Below are 24,534 nucleotides of genomic sequence, written 5' to 3'. Positions count from 1 at the left end.
CCCGTGGCGGGAACGTGGCGGCCGGAGGTGGCAAGGCCCCAGTGGACGAGGAGAGTTCGCGTGGGCGGGGGAACCGGGGTCGTCCGGACGCCCGAGTGGGTTCGCTCCCGGGGGCGCGCCCGAACGAGCCGTGACCCCGCCTGCCGTGCCGGTGTGCGGGAGGCTTATGCTCACGTCCTCGTGATCGACAATCCCCGTACCGTGCTTGCCGCTCTCGCGAGCACGGCCCTGATATCCGTCTCCGTCATCGGCTGTTCGGCCGCGACCGACCTCGCGGCCGGCAGCCGCCCCGAACCGGCCGCATCCTCGACCGCCCGTGCCGCCCCGAAGGCGACCTCGTCGGGATCGCCGGCGACTCGGCCCGGGAGCCCGGCCACTCGCGCCGTCCCGGAGGCAACTCCATTCAGCCTGCCGCCGCGTACCGGCGCCACGTTGACGCGTGCCGAGGCCGCGCGGCGCTACCAGCAGATCGTGTCGGGCCGAAACCGGGCGATCAACGCGTTCGAGGAGGCCATCGAGGACGGCCGTCCGTGGTCCGAGGTGCGCGTCCTCGCCGTCGACCGGCTCGCCGCCGAGGACGAGGAGTCCCGGCAGCTCGCCGCGACCCCGTGGCCGGCCGACGTCGCCCCGCTCGCGGACGCGCTCGCGCGCGAAAACGTGTCCATGCGGCCCTCCTGGCTCAAGATCATCGAAGCGAGGACCCGAGAGCAACTCGCTCGTGCGATACGGGAGTTGGACCCCCCGGATTCCGATCTCGCGTACCGCATCCGCGTCCTCCTGGGCCTGCCCACCGGAGACTTCCCGGAACAGCCGAAGGCGTAGCCGCCACCGCCCCGTACCGGGCGTCGGCCGACGCGGGGCAACGATCCGTGCCGGGAGGGCGGTCCGGCGGCGCGCCGACGATCCGTGCGGGCGGGTCGTTCACGTCGGCCGGTCTCCGGCGTCGTCCGTCGGCGACCGTCAACGCGACGTGACCCAACCGCCCCCACGGCGTGACCACACGGCCTCCGGACCGGGCCTGGGCGATCCACGCGCACGGCACGTGTTCCACCGCGTAGGTCGAGATCACCCGGTCCACGGCCACTCCGACGGACGTCCCGCTGCGCCGTCTGTGACCTCGACGCGCACGCGGACCGGGATACGTCTCACCCGGCCCGAGCGGAGTCGACCCGGGGCCTCGATGAGCGGGTCGGCTCTGTGCGAGGGTGCGTGCGTCGGAAGCCGCAGTTCGCGGTCGCGGTAGGGACCGTGGTCAGTCCCGGTGGGCCTCGCGTGAGGGCGGCCGGCCGGCCCGGCGGGAGGTGCGGCGGGTGATTCGCCTGGTCATCAGGGTGATCGCGGCCCAGGTGATGAGCGACTCGGAGTTCCGGATGAGGTGTTCGTAGGTCGCGGGCGGGCCGGCGGGCGTGCATGACCCAGGCGATCGATCGTTCGACCAGCGGTCTCCGCGGCCTTCACGGACTGGGAGTCGATGACGGTGGCGACCGCCCCGGGGGCTCGGCCCATACCGCGCCGGATGCGCTTGCGGAGATGGTCGCGGATCTGTCCGACCAGGCCGGGCCGCCGCCCAGCGGGCCATGATGAAACACCGTTTTGCATACTGCACCGATCCGAACGCACCCCTTGTACACGTGCGACGGAATGGACTAGACCTTTGCCATGTCTGGCCCAGGGCGCCGTGACGCCCCGTCGGAAAGTAGGCGCTCGTGACCGTTCGTCCATCCGGTCTGCTCGCGGCCGTCACCGCCGCCGTGCTGCTCGCCACCACCTCTGCCACCACCGCGACCGCCGCCGCCGGCAACGGGCCGCACGGTCCGAAGCCGAAAGGCCAGCGGATCGGGTACTTCACCCAGTGGGGCCCCGACAGCTCCGCCAAACGCGTCCAGAAGACCGGCCAGGCCGCCAAGCTGACCACGATCAACTACGCCTTCGGCAACGTCTCCGCGGAGGGCACCTGCTTCGAGGCCAACATCGAGGGTCAGGGCTACGCCTACGACGACTACCAGCGCCCGTTCACCGCCGCCGAGTCGGTGGACGGCGTGGCCGACACCCCCCGCCAGGCACTCAAGGGCCACTTCAACCAACTGCGCAAACTGAAGGCCGCGAACCCGCAGCTCAAGGCGGTCATCGCGCTCGGCGGCTGGACCTGGTCCAAGTACTTCTCCGACGCCGCCGCCACCGACCAGTCGCGCAAGAAGTTCGTCTCCTCCTGTATCGACCTCTACATCAAGGGCGACGTGCCGCGGCTCGGCGGCGCTCCCGAGGGCGGGCCCGGCGCCGCCGAAGGCGTCTTCGACGGCATCGACGTCGACTGGGAGTACCCGGGCGGCGGCGGCGCGGAAGGCAACGTCGAACGCCCCGAGGACGGCCGCAACTTCACGCTGCTGATGGCCGAGTTCCGCAAGCAACTCGACGAGTACGCCGCGCAGAAGGCCAAGACCCGGGGCGAACGCCCCAAGCCTCGGCATTACCTGCTGACCGCCGCGCTCCCGGCCAGTTCCGTGGTTGCCGACCGCCTGGAGATCCCCAAGGTCTCCGCCTCGGTCGACTTCATCAACCTGATGACCTACGACCTCCACGGCGCGTGGGAAAGCAAAGGCCCCACCAACCACCACGCCAACTTGTACTCCGACCCCACCGACCCCGACGCCCGCCAACGCAGCGCCGACAAGGCCGTCGACCATTACGCCCGACTCGGCCTGCCCTCCCGAAAGACCGTTCTGGGCGTCCCGTTCTACGGCCACGGCTGGACCGGCGTCCCGGCAGGCAACCGCAACGGCCTCTACCAGAAGGCCACCGCCACCGCACCGGACCTCACCTACAAGGAACTCGGCGCCCACCCCGGCACCACCTACGTCGACCGAAACCACGGCGCCTCGTGGAAATACGACGGCAACACCTTCTACACGTATGACAACGCCGAGATCCTCACCGCCAAGGCCCGCTACGCCCGCCGGCACGATCTGGCCGGCGTCATGATCTGGGCTTTGGACGGCGACGACGCCCGAGGCAGCGGCATCGCCGCCCTGGACCGCGGCCTGCGACGCTAGCGACCCGCCACTGCCGGCTGTCGGCCGCCGCGGTCTCGACGAACTCGACCGTGGCGGCGCGCAGTCCGCATTCTCCGATAGCGGCCATGAAGGCATCTGCGTCAACCTTTCGCGCACCCTTGGCCTGTTCCGCCAGGACCATCACGTCCGGACGTGATGGTCCTGGGCCACATCACCAGTCGCCCGCCGACGGCCCCTGCGCCCCGCGTGAGAGGCTTCCCTAGCACACACGACCCGGGCTCACAGGGCGCGTTGGTACTGGTCGGGTCGGGCCGCCTTGTCCGCGGGGCGCCCACGCAGGGGGAGATGCGGGTCGCGGGGGAGGGGGCACCCGATCATCACGGCAACCACCGGGCCGTTCGCCGGCCGGAGACACGACATCCATCCATCCATTTGGCCGAGCGCGGCGACCGGAAGTGGCGCCGTGTTCAAGGCCGTTGCCGCGAACCCGACGTGGCCTTGTGCCGCGTCGGAGGGCGAGCTCCCGGTCCCGGACACCGGCCCGGCCGTGGCCGCGGCCCACGCCGATGCCTCGCCAGCTCCGCACGGCGGCAAGAAGTTTCGCCGTGGCACATTCCGACCGATGTGATGATGCGTCGGCGAACGTTGCTGTCGGGGGCGGTGGTTACGCTGTCGTCATCCGGGACCCGGGGGAGTTGTGCGTCGGTTCCGCAAGCACGTGCTGGTCTACGTGTTCGTTGTTGTGGCGGCGTGGGTGGCGACGCGTGTGCTCGACGAGGGGTCGTCCGCCGTGCCTGTGGAGCGGCCGCCGGTCATGGACTTCCCGACGACGCCGTCCATGAGCGCATCGGACGTCGCGGCGTTGTGTTCCCGGCCGAACGTGGCGTGCGTGTCGGCGACTCTCGCAGCGAGGAGCTGAGACGGGCCCGGGCGCCTCGCGGCCCCGGCGCCGCGTGCTCACCGGCCTCTGCGCGCCGGCGGTGCCGGGCGCTGCCGGAGCCTCGTACGTCGGGCTCCGACTCGACACCGCCACCGGAAAAGCCCCCAGCCACCGGGATTTCCCGCGCAACAGCCTGTGGTACGCCGACACGGGCGGAACCGGGCTGATGCCGAGCGGCAACACGTTCAGCGAAAGCGGCACCCCGCAAGGGGTCATCTGACCCTACAACGGGGGGAATCGCCGAGCGGCCAGTCGACGCTTGAGGGACCGCACGATCGACTTGACCCTGGCGGTCGAGGGGCGGGTACGCACAGGGCAGCCTGTCCGCCGCCACCCCGAACAGCCCGAGCGGTCTGAACGGCCTGAACGGCCGAACGGCCCGCTGGACGATCCGACGGCCGTTCTTTGCCGAGTTTCAGGCGAGCAGCCGTGCGAGCTCGACCATTTCGGTCTCCGGGTCCACGACGGGCTGGATCACCAGTTCGTCGACCCCCGACTTCTCCAGCGCGTTGATCCGTTCGGTGACCTCGGCCCTGGTACCGACCAGGCCGAATCTGTCCACCAGGGAGGGCAGGATGAGCTCGCGGTCCTCGGTGGAGAGCCGGCCGAGGTAGTTGCGGTAGAGCGCTTGGTGAAGCTTGGGGTCGGTGAGGGTGGTGCCGCGCAACTCGAGCAGACGGTCGACGGCCGCGGCCTCTTCCGGAGGCAGGGCCGCGCGGAGGGCGGGGTCCTCCGCGCCGAGGATCAGTGCGCTCAGTGCGATGTGCCCCATCGAGTCCTTGACCGGATCGCCGTAGCGGTCCTCGCCGTCGGCGAGGACATGCAGGGAGGACATGAGATACGCACGGGTCTTCTCGGTGCTGCCCGCGTTCCGCGCCGCCGCCCGCCGGGCCCGGCCGAGGGTGGACCAGGCCGCGGGGTCGTGCATCCCGAAGGAGATCACTCCCGCGCCGAGCCGGCCGGCGACCGCGGCAGCCTTCGGGCCGAACGCGGCCACGACGAACTCCACGGGAGCCTCGGTGTCGACGTACGGCCCGACGTGCAGGAATCGCACTCTGCTGGACCGGGTCCCCTCGCGGTAGTCCGTTTCGCGGCCCGCGGTGAGATCCTGTAGGGCGGCCGTGAACGACTCCAGTTCCGCCGTCTTCGTGGGCCGCATGCCGAGCGTACGGCGCGCCGTGTTGCCGGTGCCGACCCCGCAGACGATGCGCCCGGGGGCGAGGGCGTTGAGGCTGCCGACGGCCGCCGCCGCGGCGGGCGCGGAACGCAGTGCCGGTGAGGTGACACCGATGCCGAGCCTGATCCGGTGGGTGGACTTGGCGCAGAGTGCGAGACTCACGAACGGATCGCCGTGGATCATCGGCGTGTCGTACACCCAGAAACTGTCGAAGCCGAGTTCCTCCGCGCGGGCGGCCAGGTGTTCCACACCCGGCCCTGCTGTCGTGACGATGCCGGTCCGCATGGCGACTCTCCTCGCCGTCGAGTGAGACAGCTGAACCACTCCGGTTGCAGTGTGCTGTCGTCCTTTGGTCGAAATCATGCTCCCCAGCGCGCCGGTGGGCCTACCGCAGCGGTCTCAGGATCGGGAAGGTGCCGCGCGAACGGGGAGGGAGCTTCGTGCGCAGGACCCGCGGGTGGCGCAACAACCGGCTACCGGTCAGGAGGCGTTGAGTCGGCCGATCATCACCGGCGAAACGGTCGACGGGGTGCCGACCGAGTCCGGGGGGACGACGAACGTGGCCTTCCCTCACCCGCCCGTTTCCACACATCGGGTGCCCGGGCGTTCCCCGCACCCGCCGACCTCGGGGAGTGTCGGCGGCTCTTCGCGGTGCGGCGGCCCCTTCGGAGTCGTCCGGCGGGGAGGCTCCAAACAGCGTGCGGCGCGTTGTCACCATTGGGGGCAGACGGCGGGCATGGCCTCGTCGTGCCCGAAGGAGGGCGATGCGGTCACGGTGTGGGTGAGGAGGTCGAGGGTGGGGATCGGGAGCCTGGTGGTTGGCAGAGGCTGGAGGACGCGCCGAAGGATTCCACGGATCCGTGGTCGTTGGTGCCCGGCGCAGGTTGGCCGGTTGGGTCGACGGGGCGGATGTCCTGGCCGCGCTGGGGGAAAGGCCGTACCTGGTAGACGAGTCCACGGCGCAGACCGCGGTCGAGAGATTCGTCGCGGCCGGTTTCGTACGGCTGGATGTCGATGTCCCGAAGGGGGCTCGGAGCTTGACGTGCTGCAAGCGTTGGCCCGAACCTACGATTTCCCGGACTGGTTCGGAGAGAATTGGCCCGCCTACACCGACTGCTATTCCGATTTCGTCGTGGCGAGCGAGGAGCCGGTGGTTACCGTCGTGCGCGGGCTCGACGGGATGCACCGTCGCGATCTACGGCAATTCATGCGATGCGTCATGGAGTTGGAGACCACCGCGGAGTTCATTTCAGTCTTCAAGCCGGTGGTCCCCCGGCGCGTGGTGAACCTGTACGTGGGTGCGTGGTAGCCGCTGGCGTTGCGAGGTTTTGGGGCGGTTGGCCGCCGGGGACGGCCGGATCGCGCCCGCGAACGCGAACGCGATCCCGCCGTAATCCCGCCACCCGCCCGCCCCGGCACCGGCCGCTCCGGGACCCCGTCGCGCTCGGCGGGGCTCCGGATGCCGGCTTCGGGTCGGGTCCGGGTGTCGGGGGCCTGGGCGGGTGGGCGAGGTGGCGCAGGGCCGGTACGCGTTCGGCTATCCCGACCCGCCGACGGATTGCGGGCGGTGGGCCGGCCGGGGGCAGGGCGTCTGCGTGATGCCGGAGGGTACCGGGCTGGACCGTCAGCGGCGTGTCGGTGAGGGGCCTTGGCGATCTGCATGGCTACGTCGAGCGAAGGCACCTTGAAACCACGCTGGTGGTCGTCGGGTCGCGGCGGACGGCGTGGACGCGTTGTCACCGGGCGGGCGTCGCGGTCGGCCGAGCCGGGCGATCGTGCGGGGTGGAGGGTGAGGGGTGGTGGGGCACGGTCGAGGGTGCGGCGCGGCTCCCGCGGTGGGGGTGCGCGGGGCGGTTCGGTGCGCGCACCGGCGCGCGACGGTGTCACCTGTAGGTGTGGTTTGGCTGCCGAGAGGCGGTCGTCCGGCGTTGTGGGTGCTGTGCTGCTCAAGGCGATGTGCCGGACCGGTCGTGGTATCCGCGATCGGTCGGTGCGGCCTCGCCGTCCTCGGCCTGCCCCGTGGGGCGGGTCGTGGGGTCAGACACCTTGCGACGTAAGGGGTTTCGTCATGTCCACGATGAGAAAACGGCTCACCGGACGCTTCGGCAACGTCGGTATATCGATCGCGGTGGCCGTTGCGGGTCTGACCGCACCGTTCGCCGTCGGCGGCGCGCAGGCCGCGCCCGGGACACCGGGTGTGCCGCAGGCGCCCGCGGCGATCTTCGCCGAGGGTTTCGAGAACGGCCAGGGCGCGACGCCGACCCTGCTCACGAACTACATCGGCGGTCCGCCGGTGGGCGAGACGTACACCGCCGACCCGGCCTGGTTGACCGCGTGCAACGGCTGGGTCACGTCGCCGGCCGCGTCGACCACGCCTCCCGCCGGCAGTGGGTGCGTCCCGGGCGACTGGGCCCAGGTCAAGAACCTCGCGGGCGTACTCGGTCAGTGGTCGGGTGGTTCCTCGACCACGAACCACGCCGTGACGGCGTACACCGCGGGCAATCCGGGCGCCGGCAAGGTGCAGTTGGAGACGGCGACCCCGATCCCGTTGCCCGCGGGGCGGCGCTTCATCGCGTTCTCGGTCGACATCGCCGAAGTCAACTGCTTCGCCAACCACTCCAAGTTCAGCTTCTACCTGCTCGACGGCGACCAGGCCACGCCCGCGTTCACGCGCCCGATCGAGGCGTGCGTGGATGCCACGACGACGATCGGCGGGGCCAAGGTCGGCACCTTCACCAGCAACGGCGCCGTGCTGTTCGCCGGCAACCAGGCCGGCATCCGGTTGGTGAACGAGCAGCCGAGCGGCACCGGCAACGACGTGGCCTTCGACAACGTCAAGCTCGTCGACGCGAGCCCGCAGGTCGACATCGGCTTCGCGCCGACACCGGTGCTCACCGGTGGCACCTCGACCCTGACCTTCACGATCACGAACACGAACGAGCTGGGCGCCAAGCCCGGTTGGTCGTTCTCGGACGCGCTGCCGGCCGGGCTCAAGGCGACCGGGGTGACCACGACGACGTGCGATGCCGGCTCGGTCTTCGCGCCGGCGGGTGGGGGCTCGGTCGACGTATCCGGCAACCTGACGGCGGGTCAGGAATCCTGCACGGCGCAGGTCCAGGTGACCTCGGCGGCGCGCGGGACGTACACGAACTGCGCGGCGGGCTTTACGAACGTGGTCGGGGTGAGCCTGCCGGGGTGCGCGAGCGTCGTGTTCGACACGATGCGCTTCGACGCGCACGCGTACGGGGCCGCACTGAAGTCCCCGCTCGCGAACATCGGCCCGATCGCCGCGTCCGACGTGACGTGCTCGAACGTCGCGGCGGTCGACACCGACAACGTCGCGACGGTGTCGCTGGGCGTCGTCGGCAACGCGGGCGTGGTCACCACCCGCGCGGAGGGCACGATCGACGCGAACGGCCTGCAGCGGGCGAACGCGCGCGCCGAGACGGCCGGGGTGAACCTGCTCGGCGGACTGGTCACGGCGGACGTCGTCGAAGCGATCGCCACGGTGCAGGGTGACGCGAACGGCGGCGCGACGCCGAGCGGTTCGGTGACGTTGGCGAACCTGCGGGTGGCCGGGGTGCCGGTGGTGAACCCGAACGTCAACGTGGATATCACGATCCCGCTGGTGGCGACGGTGCGGGTGAACGAGCGAGTGGTCGACCCCGGCGGTCGGGGGATCACGGTCAACGCGCTGCGGATCACACTGTTGTCCGGCGTGAGCGTCGTGGTGTCGCATGCGCGGGTGGCGCTGACGCTGCCGGGAGGTACGTGCCCGACCGCGTGAGGTGAGGCGGACGAGCTTGGGCGCGGCGGCCATTCGCGGTCGCCGCGTCCGTGCGTGTCGGCATTGGTGTCGGGGCGCGTCCCGGGATTCGATTCGGCCTCCGCGGGGCGGGGGTCCGCCGCCGATAGGGCACCGTCGGCCCGGGACCTGTTCGACAGGCGTGGTCCGGGAACGGGCCGGGTTCTCGCGGTACAAGCGGCGCACCGACACGTCGATCACCGGCGGTCGCTCGAGTGTGGAGACGGGGCCGCCCGCGTGGACCTCGACACCGGCTCTCGCCCGGTGTGGTCGGCGGCCGGCGAACCATGCACAGGGCGTATACCTGCCGGGGATGGCGGAGTTGCGGCCACCCGGTGTCTTCCTGATCCGTTCCTGCTCGATCCCCGGGTCCGGCCGGACCGGGCGGCAAACGGGGCCTTCCGGGGGATGGAGGCGTTCGGCGACGACGGAACGCCCGTTGACCTCGCGGGGGTTGACGAGTGAGGAGGCCCGGGGCGGGTCAAGAAAACGCGCGACGCGCGTCGCCGGCCGACGGCTTCGGCCGGGCCGCGTGGGCCGGCCGGGGGCCGGGTGCCTGAGGTGGGACGGCACACGGCACACGGCACGCGGCGGAGCACCTCACGAGGCCCCGGTGCCGCGGACCCTGTTACCGCGTCCGAGGGCCGATCACGGGGACCGGGTCGAGGTTTACAACAATCGGTCGACCAGTCCGTCGACGTAGTCCGGGGTGAGCGGGCCCCTGCCGAACAGGACGCGGATGTACATCGGGGCCAGGATGTGGTCCAGCACGCCGAACGCGTCGGGTGGGTGCTCGCCGCGTTCGCGGGCGCGATCGAGCATGGACTGCAGTTGCCGGGCGCGTTCGGCGAGGAGGTCGTCACGCGCCTGCAGGCCCTGAGGACCGTTGTCGGACAGGGCGACGGCCAGGCGCAGCAGCGCCGGACCGTCGGGTCCGGTGATCTCGCGGGCCACGTTGGCCGCGTAGGTGCGCAGGTCGCCGGCCAGGCTCCCGGTGTCGGGCATCGGCGACTGAGCGTTGAGGCGGGTGAGCGCCACGTCGGTGAGCAGGGTTTCCAGGCTGCCCCACCGGCGGTAGATGCTGCTGTCGGCTACACCCGCGCGGGCTGCGACCTCGCCGACGGTGAAGTTGCCGTAGCCGCGCTCGCTGATCAGGTCGGTGACGGCCCGGTGTACCTCCGCGCCGACGCGGGCGCTGCGCCCGCCGGGTCGTCGGGCCGCGGGAACGTGTGGTGGCGGCTGGGAGTCGTCGGCATCGGCTTCGCCCTGACGATGTCCCCACTGACGGGAGCCGCCATCCAAGCAGTCGGCCCACAGGAAGGCGGCCTCGCTTCAGGCATCAGCAGCACCACCCGGCAGATCGGCGCGGTGCTCGGCGTGGCGGTACTCGGAGCCGTCGTCCGCACCCGGCAATCCGGCGGCGCCTCCTTCGAGACCGGCCTCAACAGCGCCTTCCTCGCTGCCGGCACCGTCACGTTGGTTACCGCCGTGGTCACCGGCCTGTGGCTGGTGGGGTCCGAGCCCGCAGAAGGCTCCGCGGCGCCGCGACTTCCACCGATCCGGATGCGGTCCCCACCTCGAACGAGGCATCCGTGAACAGCCGTTGACGGCGACACCGACCTTGACCGGGAGATGAGCCAGGGGATGGTTGGTGGGGGTGTGGTGTGGGCCGGGGCTTGCGCGCCCGATTGACGTACGACGTGCGGCTCGGCCCGGACCGGCGCGGGAAACCGCGTCGGGCCGAGCCGAGCCTGGATCGGTATGTCCCCGGCCCGCGCCGTGCGTGGAGGGCATTGAGGCCGAGGAAGGGGGCTATCCCTGGAACGTGGTCGTGGGAGATCGGGAAGGATCGTCGGGAGGTGATCCCGCCGGACTAGAAGGTGACCTTCCAGGAGTCGATCTTGCCGGTGTCGGCGGCGGCGACGTCCTGAACCTTCAGGCGCCAGGTGCCGTTGGCGAGTTCGCTGGAGGCGTTGACGGTGTAGGTCGTGATGATGTTGTCGGCGGAGTCGCTGCCGCTGGAGTTCTTGAGTCGGTAGGCGGTGCCGTCGGGGGCCACCAGGTCGACGGTCAGGTCGCCGCGCCAGGTGTGCTTGATGTCGACGCCGACCTTGAGGGTCGCCGGCGCGTTGCCCGCGACGCCGGTCACGGCGATGTCGCTGAACACGGCGCCGCCGTTGTCCGGGATCGCGACGTCGTTGGTGTTCTCGAACGTCTCACCGTCCGGGGGATCGACTCCGCCCAATTCGCTCGCGCCCTGCGCGATGGCGGTGGCGAAGGTGCTCACCTCGGTGTACACGCCCGGTCGGCCCGGTCGGGCGCAGCCGACACCCCAACTCGTGATCCCGATCTGGATCCAGGCGTTTGCGGCATCCTTGCGGAACATCGGCCCGCCCGAGTCGCCCTGGCAGGTGTCCGTGCCGCCCTGCGGATACGCGGCGCAGATCTCGGCCGCCGGGATCAACCCCGAATACCCGGGCGACGCCTTGCACGTCGCGTCGGTCACGAACGGGACGTCGGCCTTGAGCAGGTAGCGCTGCTGTCCGCCGCCCTCGGTGGCCGCACCCCAACCGGCGATGGTGAAGGTGCCGTTGTCGTAGGTCTTGTTCGTGGCGATCGGGATGGTCGCCGCGCCGGGTATCGGGGCGGCCAGCTTGATCAGCGCCCAGTCACCGCCCGTGGGGGTGTCGTACGTGGGGGAGCTGAGCACCTCGACGGACGTGCGCTTGACAGCCGCCGGGCTGTTCAGGTCCACCACACCGTACGTGGCCGTGATGCTCGAGTCGGGTCCGGATCCGTCGACGCAGTGCGCTGCGGTCAACACGATCTGGTCGGTGTACATGGTGCCGCCACAGCCCATGGACAGCCGTACCATCCAGGGGAATTCGCCCTGGGCGGCCAAGGTGCCACCGACGATGTGCGGTGTGACGTCGCCCGGGTTGGAGGGCGGCGGGGTGGGCGACGCGATCGTCTGCCCCGCGCCGCCGGCGGCGATTGCCGTCACAGCGGCGGTAACCACCAGGAGCCTTTTGATCAGAGAATGCCTGCTTACCATTTTCTTCCTTTCGACCCGCATGGGGGAGCGCGTGGATCCGGAACCGGGGGTGTGGAAGCCGGGGTGTGGAACCGGATGGACCCCGCGTTGCGACCGGGGAAATGCTTGTTGGAGCCACCCGGAGAGGAGCGAACTCCGGGCGATGGAGCAGTGGTTCGGCGCACCCGACGCACCGCGACGAGGGCGGTGCGGTGCGGGTGTTGCCGACGCTCGGCGGGAAGGCGTGGACGGCGCGGAGGGCGCGCACCGCGTGGACCGCGTGGACCGCGTGCGACGCGCACACCGTTCCCGACTCGTATGGCCTGTCGCGGATCCTGCCGGCAGGTGCCGGCAGGTGACCTTCCCGGCGTAACCGTCGCCGGGGAGTTTCACCAGGTAGAGCGCCGGCCGACAGTCAGGTGTTCGCGGGGATGCTGATGGTGGGCGAACAGCCCTTCCGGTTCGTTCTCGTCGACCGAGACGTTGTCCGAAATCTTCGGCACGCACAGCGCACGGCCTGACAGGGCCGGCCGATCACCTGCTTACCGATGCCTACCGACCACAACGCTGTATTCCGCCGAGGTACGAGCTTCGGCCGACGCCGGTGCCTTGTTGCCGACCGCGGGACGCGAGGTCCACCACGACCATCGCGAGAGCAGCGGTGAAGGCAGCGGTGACGACGGACAGGCGTTTACGTCTCACACGGGTACCTCCTCACGAGGGCGCCGGATTTCGCCGACGCCGGAGGGATGTGTTCCTGTGCGTGTCGACCGGAGACCGTCGGTGGTGGCCGACGGCATCCGTCGAGATGGATCGCAGTCGATGCACTGCGCCGCAGTCCCCGACTCGGTGCGCGAGCTGCGCACACGCGGGGTGGTGTGGGTGCGCGGAGGGGACGGCCGAAGGCCGGCGGGAAACGGCTTCCGGTCGCTCCGGGGGGTGTCTGACGAGCGAACCACGGATCAAGGTGCGGAGGGACGGCCGCGCATTGAACGGGAGACCGCGCTTGACTTCCGATTCCTGACGCCGGAGGCGTTCGGTACGGGGGACGTGTTCGGCACGAGAAGTCGAGGGGTACCGCTACCAAACGCTAGCCATCGGGAACCCGGCGCGAATCGGGGAAATCCCTTGTCGTTCCCGAGCTGTGGGAGAGGGCCGGCGCGCCGTCGCCCGGGTCCGCGCTCGACGCGTACGCGGTATCCGCCGGCCGATTGTGCTGCGGCGGGCGTTCCTCGCGGCGGCATCATCGGTGCCATCCCGATCGTGCGGACCATCCGCCCGGTCCGCCCTGCGAAGGAAGTTGGGATCCGACCCATGACGACCCCGGTCTGCGGAGTGACCGATCCGAAGTGGACGGAGGGGTGCGCGGCCGCGTGGGGCGAGCCGAAGCGCCGCCTGTCTCGCCCGAATGCCCTCAGGGCGTCGACCGGTGCCGGCGACGCCCCGCGTGCGGTCGGCGGGAGGCGCGCGTGACGCCGGTGAAAGAGCGCTCGCTCCCCCTTCCGGACCTGGTCGCTCTCGGGGCGTTGACCGGCGCGGGCGACTCACGCCAGGCCGGTCTGGCACTCGCCCGCGTCGGAGCCGAGCTGCGCGCGCAGATACTGGAGTACTGCGTGCTACGGCCGAGCGCCGTCACGTGGTGCCTGCGGGACGGTGCCGCCGCCGACCGCGCGGCGTACGCCCGCAACCGATTCCTCGACCACCGGGCGATGGCCGCGCTCGCCGCCGACCCCGATCCGGACGTCCGGGCGGCGGTGTTCTTCCACCGCAGGGTCCCGGGCTCACTGCGCCGCCGGGCGCTGGCCACCCTCCCGATCGCGCCGGTGCTGCGCCAACGGCTCATGTGCACCGACGCGCTGCCGGAACTCGGCATGGCGATGGACTGCCCCGACCCGGAACTGGCCGCCGAGACATACCGGACGATCCTCGGCAGGCGTCCGCTGCCACCTCAGGGATCCGGCGCACTGGCGGCCGACCCCGACACGTCGTCGCCGCGCGGTCACGACCGGTTCCCCGAGACGCTCGCGCTGCTGCGCCCGGAGAAGTGGACCGCCGACGACTGGGCCGAGACCGCCGTGCGGCACATCGAAAAGCCGTGGCAGAACGAGGAGTGCGTCGCGCTCGTCGGCGAACCCGCATGCCCGGTCGACACCGCGCTGGCCCTGCTCGCGTACGGGCCGACCGACAACCCGTACACGTTCCCCGCCCGGGTGGCGCTGGACACGGGCACGGTCACTCCGGACGACATTTTGCGCCGCGGGCCCGGTGCCGCACGGGTCCTCGGGCTGATCGACGCGCTGCACTGGTCGCCGCCCAACGACGACTGGATCAGGGTGACCCTCGCCGAGGAGGAGGTGGCCGCCCTCGAACAGGGCCTGTGCGAGGCGGTGCGGACCCGGCTCGGCACGGACCCCGGCGCCTGGCGCGCGGCCGCGACACTGCTCACCCGGGACACCGAATACCCCGGCAGTGTCCTGGCGTTGCTCGACGAGGCAGCCACCGTCCCGTGGCTGAGGCCGTCCGGCTCGGCGAAGGCGCCCGCGGGCAAGGCGCCCGCGCCGTGGACCGACTTCCGCCGGCAGCCGCGGCCGGCCCGCCCACCGTCGGCCGGTCCTTCGCCGCTGCGGCTGCTGCTGTCCTGCGCCGACGCGGACGCGCTGTCCGCGATCCTCGCGGCGTTCGACGACGACGTCCTCCCGGAGTTGGCCGGGGTCAGCCGCAGGGCGCCGGTTGCGCCGGCGCTCGTCCCGCCGATCGCACGGGAGTTGGCCTCGCGCAGCCCCGAGGTGCTGCGCGACTTCGTCGCGGGCGTCGAGCACGACCCCGACAAGCGTGCCGAACTGATCGCGCTCGGCTTGGGCGAGGTGGACGCCGCGCTGCTCGCGGGCGACGCCCTCACCGCGTACCAGCGCGCGGAGCTCGTCGCCCGGACGACCGGCACCGCGGCGGAACCGGGCCCCGTCGCGCACCACGCCCCGGTCGAGGCCCCGATCTCATGGGACGTGGTCCTCGACGAGGTGACCTCGGGACGCGCGGAGAGGAACGTCCTCGACACCTTCAGCCGCCATCCCGCGCTGCCGGAGTCGGTCGCCGCCGCGCTGTTCGAAGCCGATCCGCAACGTTACGCCCGGCTGCTGGCGGCGCTGCCCCGGTCGACCGCCCTGGCGCTCCTGCCCGCAGCGGCCCGGGTGTGGGGCCGCCGCGAAGGTTCGGGGTGGACACTCGTGCTCCCGGCGCTCGCCGCGTGCCTGCGTTCAGGCACGCTCACGCCGGACGACCTGCTGACGCACACCGCGGCGGCCTCGTTCCTCCTGTGGGCGTTCGGCGACGAGCAGCGGAGCCGTGGGAAACTGCGGCCGCTGGCCGAGCCGTTGCGTGCACTCGTCGACGCGCACCTCGGCGAGGATCCCGACGCGTGGACGATCGCGATGCGGCTGCTGCCGGACTTCGCGGGCTCGGTCGACGAGCTGCTCGCCACCGCCGGTCGCGCCGCCGGTCGTTCGTGAGACCGCACTGTGATGTCCCGTCCCCGGAACCCGAGCCACCACGACAACCAGACGCTTGGGTGGGTGGTTGACGACATTCGGTGAACGGCGGGCGGTGGCTCGCGGAAACCTCCGCGCCCGGCCGCAGCGGACGTTGATCAGCTTCACATCCGGTCGCTTCGAGATCGCTTCCGATGCCTGCGGGGGTGGCGACACCCCATGGATCGACACGGCGGCGGCTTGCGGCCGCACCTGCTTGACGACGACGGTGGCCGGCGGGTCGCTCGGCCGGCTGAAGAAACCGCACCGGGCACGAAGCGCGCCGTACGCCGAGCCCCGTGACTCCGGGACCTTGTGACCACCCAGACTCGCCCGAACCGGGCGCTGCACGATCCGCCCCCAGTCGCCGCGCCACGGACGTCTCCGGCGGCCCGAGGGCGTCACCGATACGCCTTGTGGCGCCCCGACACGGTCAGGAGTACCAGGACGCCTCCGTCGGCCGCGACCGCCGAGGCACCTCCCGAGCGGGCATCGGCCTGCGTTCGCCGGCCGCGAGCAGGACGCTCGCCGGATCGCCGCCGAGAGCGCCCGGGAGCGTCACTTCGACCTCGATGCCGCGAGGCGGGTCGGTGGGCAGGATCGCGGTCATCACTTGCGTCCGGGCGTGGTGGCCGTGGACGCGGGCGGCGGCGACCTCTTTCCCGTCCACGAGGAGCTCCAGCTCCCGCGTCCCGCCCATCCGCAGACCCACGGTGACCGAGCAACCGGCGTGCTCGCAATGAAAGTGATACTCGCGGCTCATGATCGCCTTCCCCAATCGCCGATCGAAAAGGCTCCTCCACTCCATCGTGGCACCGAGCGGCGGCCGCGCCAGTTCCCCTCTCGGTTGACGGCGCAACGGACGCTGCTTCATCCCGTGGTTTCCTTGGTTCTGTCGGCCGATCCCGGTCGGGTCAGTCGTCGGATTCTCCGTCCAGGATCCAGTCGATTCCTTGTGCCGGGTCTGCGATGGCCAGGTGTGTCGCGTGCGGCGATTGGGGCCTGGTGTGCCGGTGGGTTCAGGTGAGGCAGTCGACCCGAGTGACGAAGGCGGCGACGGCTCGGGGTCCAAGGGTTCCGCCGGATCGGCCAGGTGTCCGAGCGGTCGCCAAGGGGCCGGCCGGCCGTGTGCCTTTGAGGAGGGCGGTCAGTGGTCGGACCGTCGCCGCGCATCACCCGCCGTGTGCGAGCGACGTCGCCGGCGCGCACTGGAATGGTCCCCGTCGTGATCGCCGCTGCGCCCCACGGTCCGCTCGGTGCATGCTGCGGGGCGCGCCGTGAAATACGTCATAGTGCCGTGGGTGGGGCGTGTCCGTCGTTCGAGGCTTGGTGGCGGCAACGGCCCGCCTGTGTCGGCTGATCCGAGGGCGCCCCGTCGATGGGCGGGGGTGGAGCGTGGCCCCGGGGCGTCTCGAGGCGACTGGGGCCGCTCTTCCCTGCGGCAACGGTGCCTGGTAGAGATGGGCGGGTTCCCCAGCACTTCGGAAGTCTCGCCATGAACCAGGACAACACTCCCGATCTCGTCCCCTTCACGATCGACCTCACCTTCGAGGAGGCCCGGCGACGGGCCGAGGTCGTCGCAGCACTCGGGCCCGACTGGGACCCGGTGGCGGTCCTGCGAGGCGAGGACGAGGCGTATGCCCTCCTCTACTCGGGCCTGGACGCCGAACAGCAGCGCATCCACGACCTGCTGGTGGCGGCCGGTGTCCTGCCGGGGGAGGAGCCGGGCCATGCGGCTGCCCATTGATCCACAGGCGGACCTCGCCCGACGCGCCTGGGTGACCTGCCCGGTCTGCGACGACGCCCGCCATTGCGCGACCTGCGCCGACCGCCGCAACTGCGGCGAGCACTGGCGCTACCTGATCTCCAACAACGGGCCGGTCGTCAATCTCCAGTGCCCCCGATGCACGCACATGTGGTCCCTGGACACCCGGCCCGGCATCACCCGCTCCGGTGACAACACTCCCTGCTTCTGACGAGTCGGAGCGGAGGCCGGGGAGGTCCGTAAGCTGTGCCGGCGGCACGCAGATGCCCCGATGAGCCGCAGGAACGGGCGATCCGGGAGGTACGTACCTCTTGGGCACCCGGGTCGCCCGGGTCGCCCGGGACCTGGGCATCCACACGGAGGCCCTGCGGAATCGGGTCCGGGGGGCCGAGGCCGACGCCGGGGGAGCGGACCGACCGCCCGACCACCGCCGAGTCGGAGGAACCGAGGCAACTCCCGAGGGAGAACGTCGAGTTGCGGCGGGCCGACGAGATCCTCAGGGTCGTCTCGGTGTGCCTGGAGCACTTTCGCCGAGATCCCGGGCGTCACCGGCGCCGACAGCCCCGCCCTGACCGGAATCACGAACATCCCCGACGACACCGAATCCCCCACGGCCGCACGGTCGTGCTCTTCCGCCACTGACAAGGACAGGTGTACCGGGCGGGATGGGGTTGTTCGCGGTCGTGCCGCAGCCGTGTTCTGATGGATGGGTGAGCGAAAACGGCTCCATGCGCTTGTTCGTGGCGCTCGTGCCGCCCCCCGAAGCGGTGGCGGAATTGCGTCGTGCCGTCGACCCGATCCGCTCCCGGTACGACGGGCTGCGCTGGACCGGGCCCCAAGGTTGGCACCTCACTCTCGCCTTTCTCGGCACGGTGGAGCCGAAGACCCGGATCGAGTTGGAAACCCGGCTCGCCCGCGTCGCCGCACGCCATCCGCCGCGGAACCTCGCGCTCACCGGCAGCGGCCGTTTCGGTGATCGCACCCTGTGGATCGGGATCCGGGGCGATCGGCGGGCAATGGCCGCCCTGGCCGTGGCCGTACGGCGCGCGGCCGGCAAATGCCACATCCCGATCGAGGGCCGGCCGTGGCACGGTCACGTGACTCTGGCCCGCGTCGCCCAAGCCCGCGGGGCGGGCGGGCGGCGCCCTCCGGGCAGTGCGCTCACCGACCCGGCGGCCGATCTCGCCGGATTCGACGGGGTGGAATGGACCGCGGCCCGGCTGCACTTGGTGCAGAGCGTCATCGGCAACGGCCCGGCTCGGTACCACGACGTGGCGACGTGGCCGTTGGTGGGCAGGCGCTCATCGCACGTCCGCGCGGGCGGGCTGCTCCGGATCGTCATCGTCACGGCCGACGACGAGCAGCTCGTCCGGGTGGGCGACCCCGACACTGGCCCCTCTGCGCGCAGCCGGTCCTTGAACCCGGCGGCACCCGCCGCTACGGCGGCAGTCGGTGCGCCGTCGGCACCCGACGAGCGCACCGATGCCGACTCGAACGCGGAGATCATCGCCGGTCGCGCATGACGGCTCGGCCGGCGAGGGCGGTGGCGGAGAAGACGAGTACGAAGGTGAACGTGACGATCCCGCTGTAGGTGAAGGGATCGATTGCGGGCATGATGCGGTCGCCGTTGCTCAGGGCGTACGTCATGGCGAACAGGCCGGGCAGCGCGAACGCGGTCCCGACGATGCAGGCGGTGGCGCCCAGGATGGCGGCTTCCCAGCGCAGGATCGAGCGTCGTTGGCGTGGTGTGGCGCCGACGGCCGCCAGGAGCACGAATTCCGATCGGCGGGAGAGGGTTGCCGTCACGAGGGAGTTTGTGACCGCGATGGCGATATAGCCGAAGAGGACCAGCAGTATCAGCAGCCCGAACTTGTCCTCGCCGCCCGAGGCGCCGTCGGCGTCGGCGACGGAGGCGGACCGGGTGACCTCGGCTCCGGGCACGTCCGCCAGGTCGTTGCGGATGCGGCGTTCGACCCGCGCCACCGATTCGGATGCGGGGACCGTGACGGCCAGACCCGATGCGAGTCCCGAAGCGGTGGCCGGCTGCAGGTCGTCGAGTGGGAGCAGGACATCGCCGAAACCGAGGCCGCGTTCGTACAGCGCGCTCACGTGCCGCTTGATCGACTGTCCGTCCGCCAGCACGATGGTGACCTCGTCTCCCACGTGTGCTCCCAGTTGTGCGGCACCGAGAACGCCGAGCACGACGTCGCCCTGCCGGAGACGGATCGGACTGTTGCTCGTGGGCTTGAGATCGGCGTAGCGCTCCACTTGGTCACCGGCGATGCCGAGTGCCTTCAGGGTTTGGGGGCTGTTGTCGCTGCCGGCGGGCGGCTGCACGATGACGCCGGTGGTCACGAATGGGGTGGCGGAGCCGACCCCGGGCACGCCTCGCACGAGTTCGGCCGTCCGGTCGCCGACGCCGGCACTCGACACGGTGACCGTGAGGTCGGTGCGCGCGCCCGCGTGAGCCTGTGCCTTCGACACGGCGCCGACGGTCGCGGCGCCGGAGAGCTGGACCGCGGCCAGCGCGACTCCGAGGACGATCGGGGTCATCGCGCCGCCGACGCGGGCGGCCCGGTGGCGAATACTGCCGAGGGCCATGTATGCCGCGGCGGTCCGCGCGGCCGGTCGGCGCACGATCGCGGCCGCCGCGCGCACCACCTGCGGACTCAGCGGACCGATCGACAAGGCCATCACCAATCCCGAGATCCCGGGAAGTCCACTGGCCGCATCGACGTTGGACGTGTAGGTCGGCGCCAGGGCCATCACGATGCCCACCGCGAGGAGCACCACTCCGACGACGACGCGCCGCGCCGTCCGCGGCGATCCGGACGGACCCGTGTCGCCACCCTCGAGTTGCGCCAGCGGACTGCTGCGTACGACTCGGCGCACCGCGACGCGCATGGCGATCTCCGCGGCGACGAAACCCGTAAGCATCGCCGCGATGAAGGGGAACGGGCCGAAGACCGGCTGAAGGGTGCGGGGCAGCGCCCCCCAGGATCGGATGGCGTCGATCATGACCGCTCCCACGAGTGGTCCGGCGAGCCCGCCGAGGCCCCCTGCCGGCGCGACGACCACGCGGATCTCCGCGCGAAGCAGCCGCTTCACCTGTCGTGGCGTGGCGCCGACGATGCGGAGCATGGCCAACTCGCGTGATCGCTCGCGGATCTGGAGCGACGTCAGAGCGATGACGGTGAACACGGCGACGATGAACGCGACAGCGCCGAGCGCGCCCGAGGCGGAGACGAGTGCCGCCGTCGCCCGGCCCTGGGAGACCGCCTCGACGGGCCCCCGGGCGCTTCGATCCCACAGCCGAGCGTCGGCGGGTGGGACCAGGCGAGCGAGTGTGTGCTCGTCGGGCATCGCCTGCGGCCAGACGCCGATGACCGCCACACCGCGATCGGGGTTGCCGCGCGTCCCGATCTGCCCGTCGCTCAGATAGACGTCCGGGACGTCGACTCCCGTGTCGTCGGCTGTGGTGGTGCCCGCGAGCGTGTACTCGACGGACCGGTCGCCGAAGCCCAGCGAGACCTTTCCCCCGGTCGCCAGGCCGTGGGAACGGGCGACGTGGCCCGGCAGCACGATTTCGTCCGGCTCGACGGGTGCGCGTCCCGAGGCCAGTTCGCGGTTCCCGAGCGCGAACGCCGACCAGGGATGCGCGTCCACCGGTTCGGCGTCGCCCGCTCGGCCACCAAGGATGGCGGGCACGATGCGGTCGGCGACCACGCGGGATGCCGGCAGCGCCGCCGCGATCTCGTCGACCAAGGAGGCGGGCAGCAACGCCCGGCCCGGAACCGTCATGTCGACGTCGCCGCCGACCGGCACCGACTGCCGGGACGCGACCAACAACGGCGCGTTGTCGTACTCGCCGGTGGAGACCCGGCCGCGGACGCCGGTCTCCAGGAGTACTCCGAACGCCCCCACGAGAACGGCCGAGAAGAACACGGTCACAGCCAGTGCGACGACCTGGCCCGTGCGCGCTCGCAGCGTCAGTCGGGCGAGCTTGTTCACGACCGCAGCCCGAGGTCGGTCAGGGTCGCCGCGATCTGCCCTTCGGTGGCCCCGTGGAGTTCGCCGTGCCAGCGTCCGTCGCGGAGGAACAGCACACGGTCCGCGACCGCCGCGGCCCGCGGGTCGTGCGTCACCAGCAACGCCCGCTGTCCGAGGTCGGTGACGATCGAACGGAGCAGGCCGAGTATGACGTCGCTCGAGGCGGTGTCCAGCGCGCCGGTCGGCTCGTCGGCGACGATCAACTCCGGGTCCGTCACGAGCGCACGCGCGAACGCGACGCGCTGTTGCTGCCCCCCGGACAGTTGTGCCGGTCGGCGCTCGAGTGTGGCACCGACACCGACGGTCTCGGCCAGATCCCGTACGCGGCGCTGGTCGATCCGTCGGCCGGCCAGTCGCAGCGGCAATGAGATGTTGTCGGCGACGGTGAGCGACGGGATCAGGTTGTAGGACTGGAACACCACCCCGACGTGCGAACGCCGCATCTCGGCCAGTTGGGCCTCGTCCAGGCCGGTGATGTCCGTGCCGCCGATGTGGATCGAGCCGGTGTCGGGCTTTTCCAGGCCCAACAGGCAGTTCAGCAAGGTGGTCTTGCCGGAGCCCGACGGTCCCATGATCGCGGTGAAACTCCGCGGCGCGACGAAGAGGTCGATGTTCGCCAATGCCCAGAACCGGGTGGCATCGGCGCCGAAGCTTTTGCTCAACCCGCTGACCGTCACGGCGTGGTCGTCATGGTTTCCGGGGCGTTCGCCCTTGTGCGTTTTCACGTAACCGACCGTAGGATCGCGGTGCTTGCGACACAGTCCCCCGCTCACCCGAGCCGCGGTGGTACGTGCGCCCACCCGGATGGTAGTGCCGGCTATATCCCTCCGGGCGGGCAGCCCGACGGGCTCTGCCGGGGACTTGGTGGTGCCAGTAGGCTCACCAGGTGAGTTCCACCGAAGGCGTCGGCACCAGGCAACGACCACGAGACGCGAAGTCCGTCCGGCGATCGGCTCTTTCGGTTCGGTACCTGGCGGCCGGCACCCTCTCCGGGCTGTACGGCCTGTTGGTTCTCGCGGTCATCGTGGTGGTGGCCGCGCTGTCGGTGGTCGGTGTCGGGCTCCTGCTCACCGGCGCCGCGTCCGGGCTGCTGAGGCACTGGTGCGACCGTGAACGGGTCAGGGTCGGACGGGCGCTGGGACGACGCATCGGTTCCCCGTACCCGAGCCCTGCCGCCGGGGCGGACGTTGCCCGTCGGCGCATCGCCGACGGCACGTCGGCCCGCGATCTGGCCGCCGTCCTCCAGCGGATCGTCGTCGGGATCCCGCTCGGCGTGGTCATCGTCCTGCTGCCGTTGGTGTCACTGCAAGCGCTGGCACTGCCGACGTACTGGTGGGCGATGCCGGAGGGCAAGCCCGCCGACCAACTGTTCGAGATCACGTCGTGGTGGCTCGCACTGGCATCAGGCCTGATCGGGCTCGCCGGACTGGCCGCGTGGGCGGTCGCCGCGTCCCCCGTGCGCTCCGCCGACGCGAAGCTTCTCGAACTGCTGCTCGCCCCGACTCGCGACCAGGAGCTCCGACTCCGTGCGCACATGGAGGAGCAGCGCCGACGTTCGGCCGTGGACCTGCACAGCGCCGAGCTGCGGCGGATCGAGCGGGACCTGCACGACGCGGCCCAGAACCGGCTGGTGGCCGTCTCCATGTTCATCGGCACGGCGCAACGGCAGTTGAGCACCGGAACCGGCGACGTCGCGACGGCCCTGGCGAAAGCGCAGGACGCCAACCGCGACGCGCTGGCCGAAATGCGCCGCATCATCCGGGGCGTCTATCCGCCGGTGCTCGCCGAGGAAGGCCTGGTGCCGGCCTTGGGGCTGCTGGCCGACCGGATGCAGATCCCCACCCGGCTGCGGGTCGACGCCCCGGCGCCGACACCGGCGTCCGTCGATGCCGCCCTGTACTTTTCGGTCGCCGAGGCGCTCACCAACGTTGCCAAGCACAGCAACGCGACCGAATGCGATATTCACCTGACCTGGACGGAGGACGACGGCGAGATGCGCGTAACCACCACCGTGACCGACGACGGACACGGCGGCGCCGAGCGGTCGAAGGGCACTGGCCTGGCCGGAATCGAGAGCCGGATCGAGGCACTCGGCGGCACGGTCGCAGTCGCCAGCCCACCCGGCGGGCCGACGTCGGTGCGGATGGAGCTGCCATGCGAGTCGTGATCGCAGAGGACGACACGCTGCTGCGCGAAGGTCTTGCGGCGCTGTTGTCCGCCGAGGGCGTCGAGGTGGTCGCGGCGCGTCCTGACGCCGATCGGCTGTACGAGACCATCGAGGAGTTCGACGCGGGACTGGCCATCGTCGACGTGCGGATGCCGCCGACGTACACCGACGAGGGTCTGCGCGCCGCGATGCAGGTCCGCGCCGTGCGTCCCGGCTTCCCCATGCTTGTGCTGTCGGCCCACGTGGAGACCAAGTACGCCGGCGAACTGCTGGCCGACGGCGCCGGAGCGGTTGGCTACCTGCTCAAGGAACGGGTGGGCGCCGTCGAGGACTTCCTGCGCACCATGGACCGCGTGGTCAGGGGCGAGACCGTGCTCGACCCCGAGGTCGTGACGACCCTGATGCGCCGCGGCAGCAGCCGCAGCCGCAGTCCGCTCACCGCCCTCACCGCACGCGAACGCGACGTGCTGCAACTGATGGCACAGGGCCACCGCAACGGCGACATCGCAGCCGAACTGCACGTCACCGAGGCCGCGATCCACAAGCACATCCGAAACATCTTCAACAAACTCGGCCTGCTCGCCGACGACGCGGGACACCGCCGAGTACTGGCGGTCCTCACCTACCTGCGCGAACAGTGAGAGCCACGGTGTGCATCACCGACCTTGCCGGCCAACGACCCCCGCCCCATTCGGTGGAGGCGCCCCTTCCGCGAACGTGACGGTCGTTCGATGTGATGTGAGCACGAAGCGGACGACGAGCGTTCCGCTCTACGGGCCTCGCAACGTGCCGCGGAGGACGAACGCCTGCTCGCGCCGGACGTGGCGCCGTCGCACACTGACGGCGATCCGGGTGGGCCGTTCGCGTAGCCTGGCGGCATGATCGTGTTCCGCGAGGCAGGGCCCGGCGATTTCGATGCCATCCTGCGTCTGTACCGGCAGTTGCACCCCGAGGACCCGTCGATACGCGACGGCGTGGGCGTGGCCGTGTTCGCCGGGATCCTGCGCTCGCCCGGTCTGCACCTGTTCGTCCTGGAGAGCACGGGCGAGGTCGTCGCGACC

Annotated in this window: 18 protein-coding genes and 3 pseudogenes; 12 read left to right on the top strand and 9 right to left on the bottom strand. The window is 71.1% G+C overall.

Annotated elements, in window-relative coordinates:
- The first annotated feature begins 180 nt into the window (after positions 1-180).
- Positions 181-822 carry a hypothetical protein gene (locus ACZ4FV_RS39235; RefSeq protein ID WP_395861366.1) on the top strand — a complete coding sequence of 214 codons (642 nt, stop codon included), beginning with the start codon at positions 181-183 and terminating at the stop codon, positions 820-822.
- Positions 823-1,431: 609 nt separating this feature from the next.
- Here the strand turns inward: ACZ4FV_RS39235 and ACZ4FV_RS39230 are convergent.
- Positions 1,432-1,579: pseudogene (locus ACZ4FV_RS39230) on the bottom strand (IS5-like element IS4811 family transposase); the annotation flags it as partial.
- 127 nt (positions 1,580-1,706) lie between these two features.
- On the opposite strand from ACZ4FV_RS39230, the gene ACZ4FV_RS39225 reads away from it, so the two are divergent.
- Complete coding sequence (locus ACZ4FV_RS39225) at positions 1,707-3,050, top strand: glycoside hydrolase family 18 protein (protein ID WP_465325405.1); 1,344 nt, start codon at positions 1,707-1,709, stop codon at positions 3,048-3,050.
- A gap of 914 nt (positions 3,051-3,964) precedes the next feature.
- The gene (locus ACZ4FV_RS39220; RefSeq protein ID WP_395861370.1) at positions 3,965-4,171 is read left to right on the top strand and encodes a hypothetical protein; all 207 of its coding nucleotides are present in this window, start codon (positions 3,965-3,967) and stop codon (positions 4,169-4,171) included.
- Between the two features lie 195 nt (positions 4,172-4,366).
- Here the strand turns inward: ACZ4FV_RS39220 and ACZ4FV_RS39215 are convergent, their stop codons facing one another.
- Positions 4,367-5,413 carry an LLM class flavin-dependent oxidoreductase gene (locus ACZ4FV_RS39215; RefSeq protein ID WP_465325403.1) on the bottom strand — a complete coding sequence of 349 codons (1,047 nt, stop codon included), beginning with the start codon at positions 5,411-5,413 and terminating at the stop codon, positions 4,367-4,369.
- 76 nt (positions 5,414-5,489) lie between these two features.
- Between ACZ4FV_RS39215 and ACZ4FV_RS39210 the strand changes: the two genes are divergently transcribed.
- Together ACZ4FV_RS39210 and ACZ4FV_RS39205 are read left to right on the top strand one after the other, a co-directional pair.
- Positions 5,490-6,437 (top strand): barstar family protein, encoded by a 948-nt coding sequence (locus tag ACZ4FV_RS39210; RefSeq protein ID WP_465325427.1) that lies wholly within the window; start codon positions 5,490-5,492, stop codon positions 6,435-6,437.
- Positions 6,438-6,986: 549 nt separating this feature from the next.
- Complete coding sequence (locus ACZ4FV_RS39205) at positions 6,987-8,915, top strand: choice-of-anchor P family protein (RefSeq protein WP_465325401.1); 1,929 nt, start codon at positions 6,987-6,989, stop codon at positions 8,913-8,915.
- A 687-nt stretch (positions 8,916-9,602) separates the two neighbouring features.
- Here ACZ4FV_RS39205 and ACZ4FV_RS39200 read toward each other — a convergent pair.
- The 4 genes and pseudogenes from ACZ4FV_RS39200 to ACZ4FV_RS39185 form a co-directional block, all read right to left on the bottom strand.
- Entirely contained in the window at positions 9,603-10,088 is a 486-nt protein-coding gene (locus ACZ4FV_RS39200) for a TetR/AcrR family transcriptional regulator (protein ID WP_465325425.1), read from the bottom strand.
- Positions 10,089-10,806: 718 nt separating this feature from the next.
- On the bottom strand, positions 10,807-11,082 hold the full coding sequence (locus ACZ4FV_RS39195; RefSeq protein WP_402235314.1) for a proprotein convertase P-domain-containing protein: 276 nt from the start codon (positions 11,080-11,082) through the stop codon (positions 10,807-10,809).
- Between the two features lie 93 nt (positions 11,083-11,175).
- A pseudogene (locus ACZ4FV_RS39190) lies at positions 11,176-11,967 on the bottom strand (S1 family peptidase); the annotation flags it as partial.
- A 369-nt stretch (positions 11,968-12,336) separates the two neighbouring features.
- Positions 12,337-12,485, bottom strand: a pseudogene (locus ACZ4FV_RS39185) (zinc carboxypeptidase); the annotation flags it as partial.
- A 951-nt stretch (positions 12,486-13,436) separates the two neighbouring features.
- On the opposite strand from ACZ4FV_RS39185, the gene ACZ4FV_RS39180 reads away from it, so the two are divergent.
- Positions 13,437-15,473 (top strand): hypothetical protein, encoded by a 2,037-nt coding sequence (locus ACZ4FV_RS39180; RefSeq protein ID WP_465325399.1) that lies wholly within the window; start codon positions 13,437-13,439, stop codon positions 15,471-15,473.
- Between the two features lie 451 nt (positions 15,474-15,924).
- Here the strand turns inward: ACZ4FV_RS39180 and ACZ4FV_RS39175 are convergent, their stop codons facing one another.
- Positions 15,925-16,254 (bottom strand): hypothetical protein, encoded by a 330-nt coding sequence (locus tag ACZ4FV_RS39175; protein WP_465325397.1) that lies wholly within the window; start codon positions 16,252-16,254, stop codon positions 15,925-15,927.
- A 732-nt stretch (positions 16,255-16,986) separates the two neighbouring features.
- On the opposite strand from ACZ4FV_RS39175, the gene ACZ4FV_RS39170 reads away from it, so the two are divergent.
- From ACZ4FV_RS39170 to thpR, 3 genes are all read left to right on the top strand, one after another.
- Positions 16,987-17,238 (top strand): DUF6400 family protein, encoded by a 252-nt coding sequence (locus tag ACZ4FV_RS39170; RefSeq protein ID WP_395861385.1) that lies wholly within the window; start codon positions 16,987-16,989, stop codon positions 17,236-17,238.
- Complete coding sequence (locus tag ACZ4FV_RS39165) at positions 17,222-17,467, top strand: hypothetical protein (RefSeq protein ID WP_395861387.1); 246 nt, start codon at positions 17,222-17,224, stop codon at positions 17,465-17,467. Before ACZ4FV_RS39170 ends, ACZ4FV_RS39165 begins: the two co-directional genes overlap by 17 nt.
- Before the next feature lie 517 nt (positions 17,468-17,984).
- Positions 17,985-18,779: an RNA 2',3'-cyclic phosphodiesterase gene (thpR, locus tag ACZ4FV_RS39160; RefSeq protein ID WP_465325394.1), complete on the top strand. Its 795-nt coding sequence runs from the start codon at positions 17,985-17,987 to the stop codon at positions 18,777-18,779.
- Here thpR and ACZ4FV_RS39155 read toward each other — a convergent pair.
- Entirely contained in the window at positions 18,760-21,267 is a 2,508-nt protein-coding gene (locus tag ACZ4FV_RS39155; RefSeq protein WP_465325392.1) for an ABC transporter permease, read from the bottom strand. The genes thpR and ACZ4FV_RS39155 overlap by 20 nt on opposite strands.
- Positions 21,264-22,031 carry an ABC transporter ATP-binding protein gene (locus tag ACZ4FV_RS39150; protein WP_465325390.1) on the bottom strand — a complete coding sequence of 256 codons (768 nt, stop codon included), beginning with the start codon at positions 22,029-22,031 and terminating at the stop codon, positions 21,264-21,266. The genes ACZ4FV_RS39155 and ACZ4FV_RS39150 overlap by 4 nt, the downstream gene beginning before the upstream one ends.
- 161 nt (positions 22,032-22,192) lie before the next feature.
- Here ACZ4FV_RS39150 and ACZ4FV_RS39145 point away from each other — a divergent pair, with 161 nt between their 5' ends.
- The 3 genes from ACZ4FV_RS39145 to ACZ4FV_RS39135 form a co-directional block, all read left to right on the top strand.
- Positions 22,193-23,473, top strand: a complete 1,281-nt coding sequence (locus ACZ4FV_RS39145; protein WP_465325388.1) for a sensor histidine kinase — start codon at positions 22,193-22,195, stop codon at positions 23,471-23,473.
- Positions 23,461-24,114: a response regulator gene (locus ACZ4FV_RS39140; RefSeq protein ID WP_465325386.1), complete on the top strand. Its 654-nt coding sequence runs from the start codon at positions 23,461-23,463 to the stop codon at positions 24,112-24,114. The genes ACZ4FV_RS39145 and ACZ4FV_RS39140 overlap by 13 nt, the downstream gene beginning before the upstream one ends.
- Before the next feature lie 237 nt (positions 24,115-24,351).
- A partial coding sequence (locus ACZ4FV_RS39135; RefSeq protein WP_465325384.1) for a GNAT family N-acetyltransferase occupies positions 24,352-24,534 on the top strand: 183 nt, incomplete at its 3' end.

It is taken from the genome of Embleya sp. NPDC025285, assembly GCF_055558835.1.
The sequence above is the reverse complement of the archived record's forward strand: the minus strand, read 5'-3'. Positions and strand labels throughout refer to the sequence as shown.

Coding starts and splice junctions, on each gene's coding strand:
- ACZ4FV_RS39215 (WP_465325403.1), bottom strand. CDS start 5,413: ATGCGGACCGGCATCGTCACGACAGCAGGGCCGGGTGTGGAACACCTG.
- ACZ4FV_RS39210 (WP_465325427.1), top strand. CDS start 5,490: ATGCTCCCCAGCGCGCCGGTGGGCCTACCGCAGCGGTCTCAGGATCGG.
- ACZ4FV_RS39175 (WP_465325397.1), bottom strand. CDS start 16,254: ATGAGCCGCGAGTATCACTTTCATTGCGAGCACGCCGGTTGCTCGGTC.
- ACZ4FV_RS39170 (WP_395861385.1), top strand. CDS start 16,987: ATGAACCAGGACAACACTCCCGATCTCGTCCCCTTCACGATCGACCTC.
- ACZ4FV_RS39165 (WP_395861387.1), top strand. CDS start 17,222: ATGCGGCTGCCCATTGATCCACAGGCGGACCTCGCCCGACGCGCCTGG.
- thpR (WP_465325394.1), top strand. CDS start 17,985: ATGCGCTTGTTCGTGGCGCTCGTGCCGCCCCCCGAAGCGGTGGCGGAA.
- ACZ4FV_RS39140 (WP_465325386.1), top strand. CDS start 23,461: ATGCGAGTCGTGATCGCAGAGGACGACACGCTGCTGCGCGAAGGTCTT.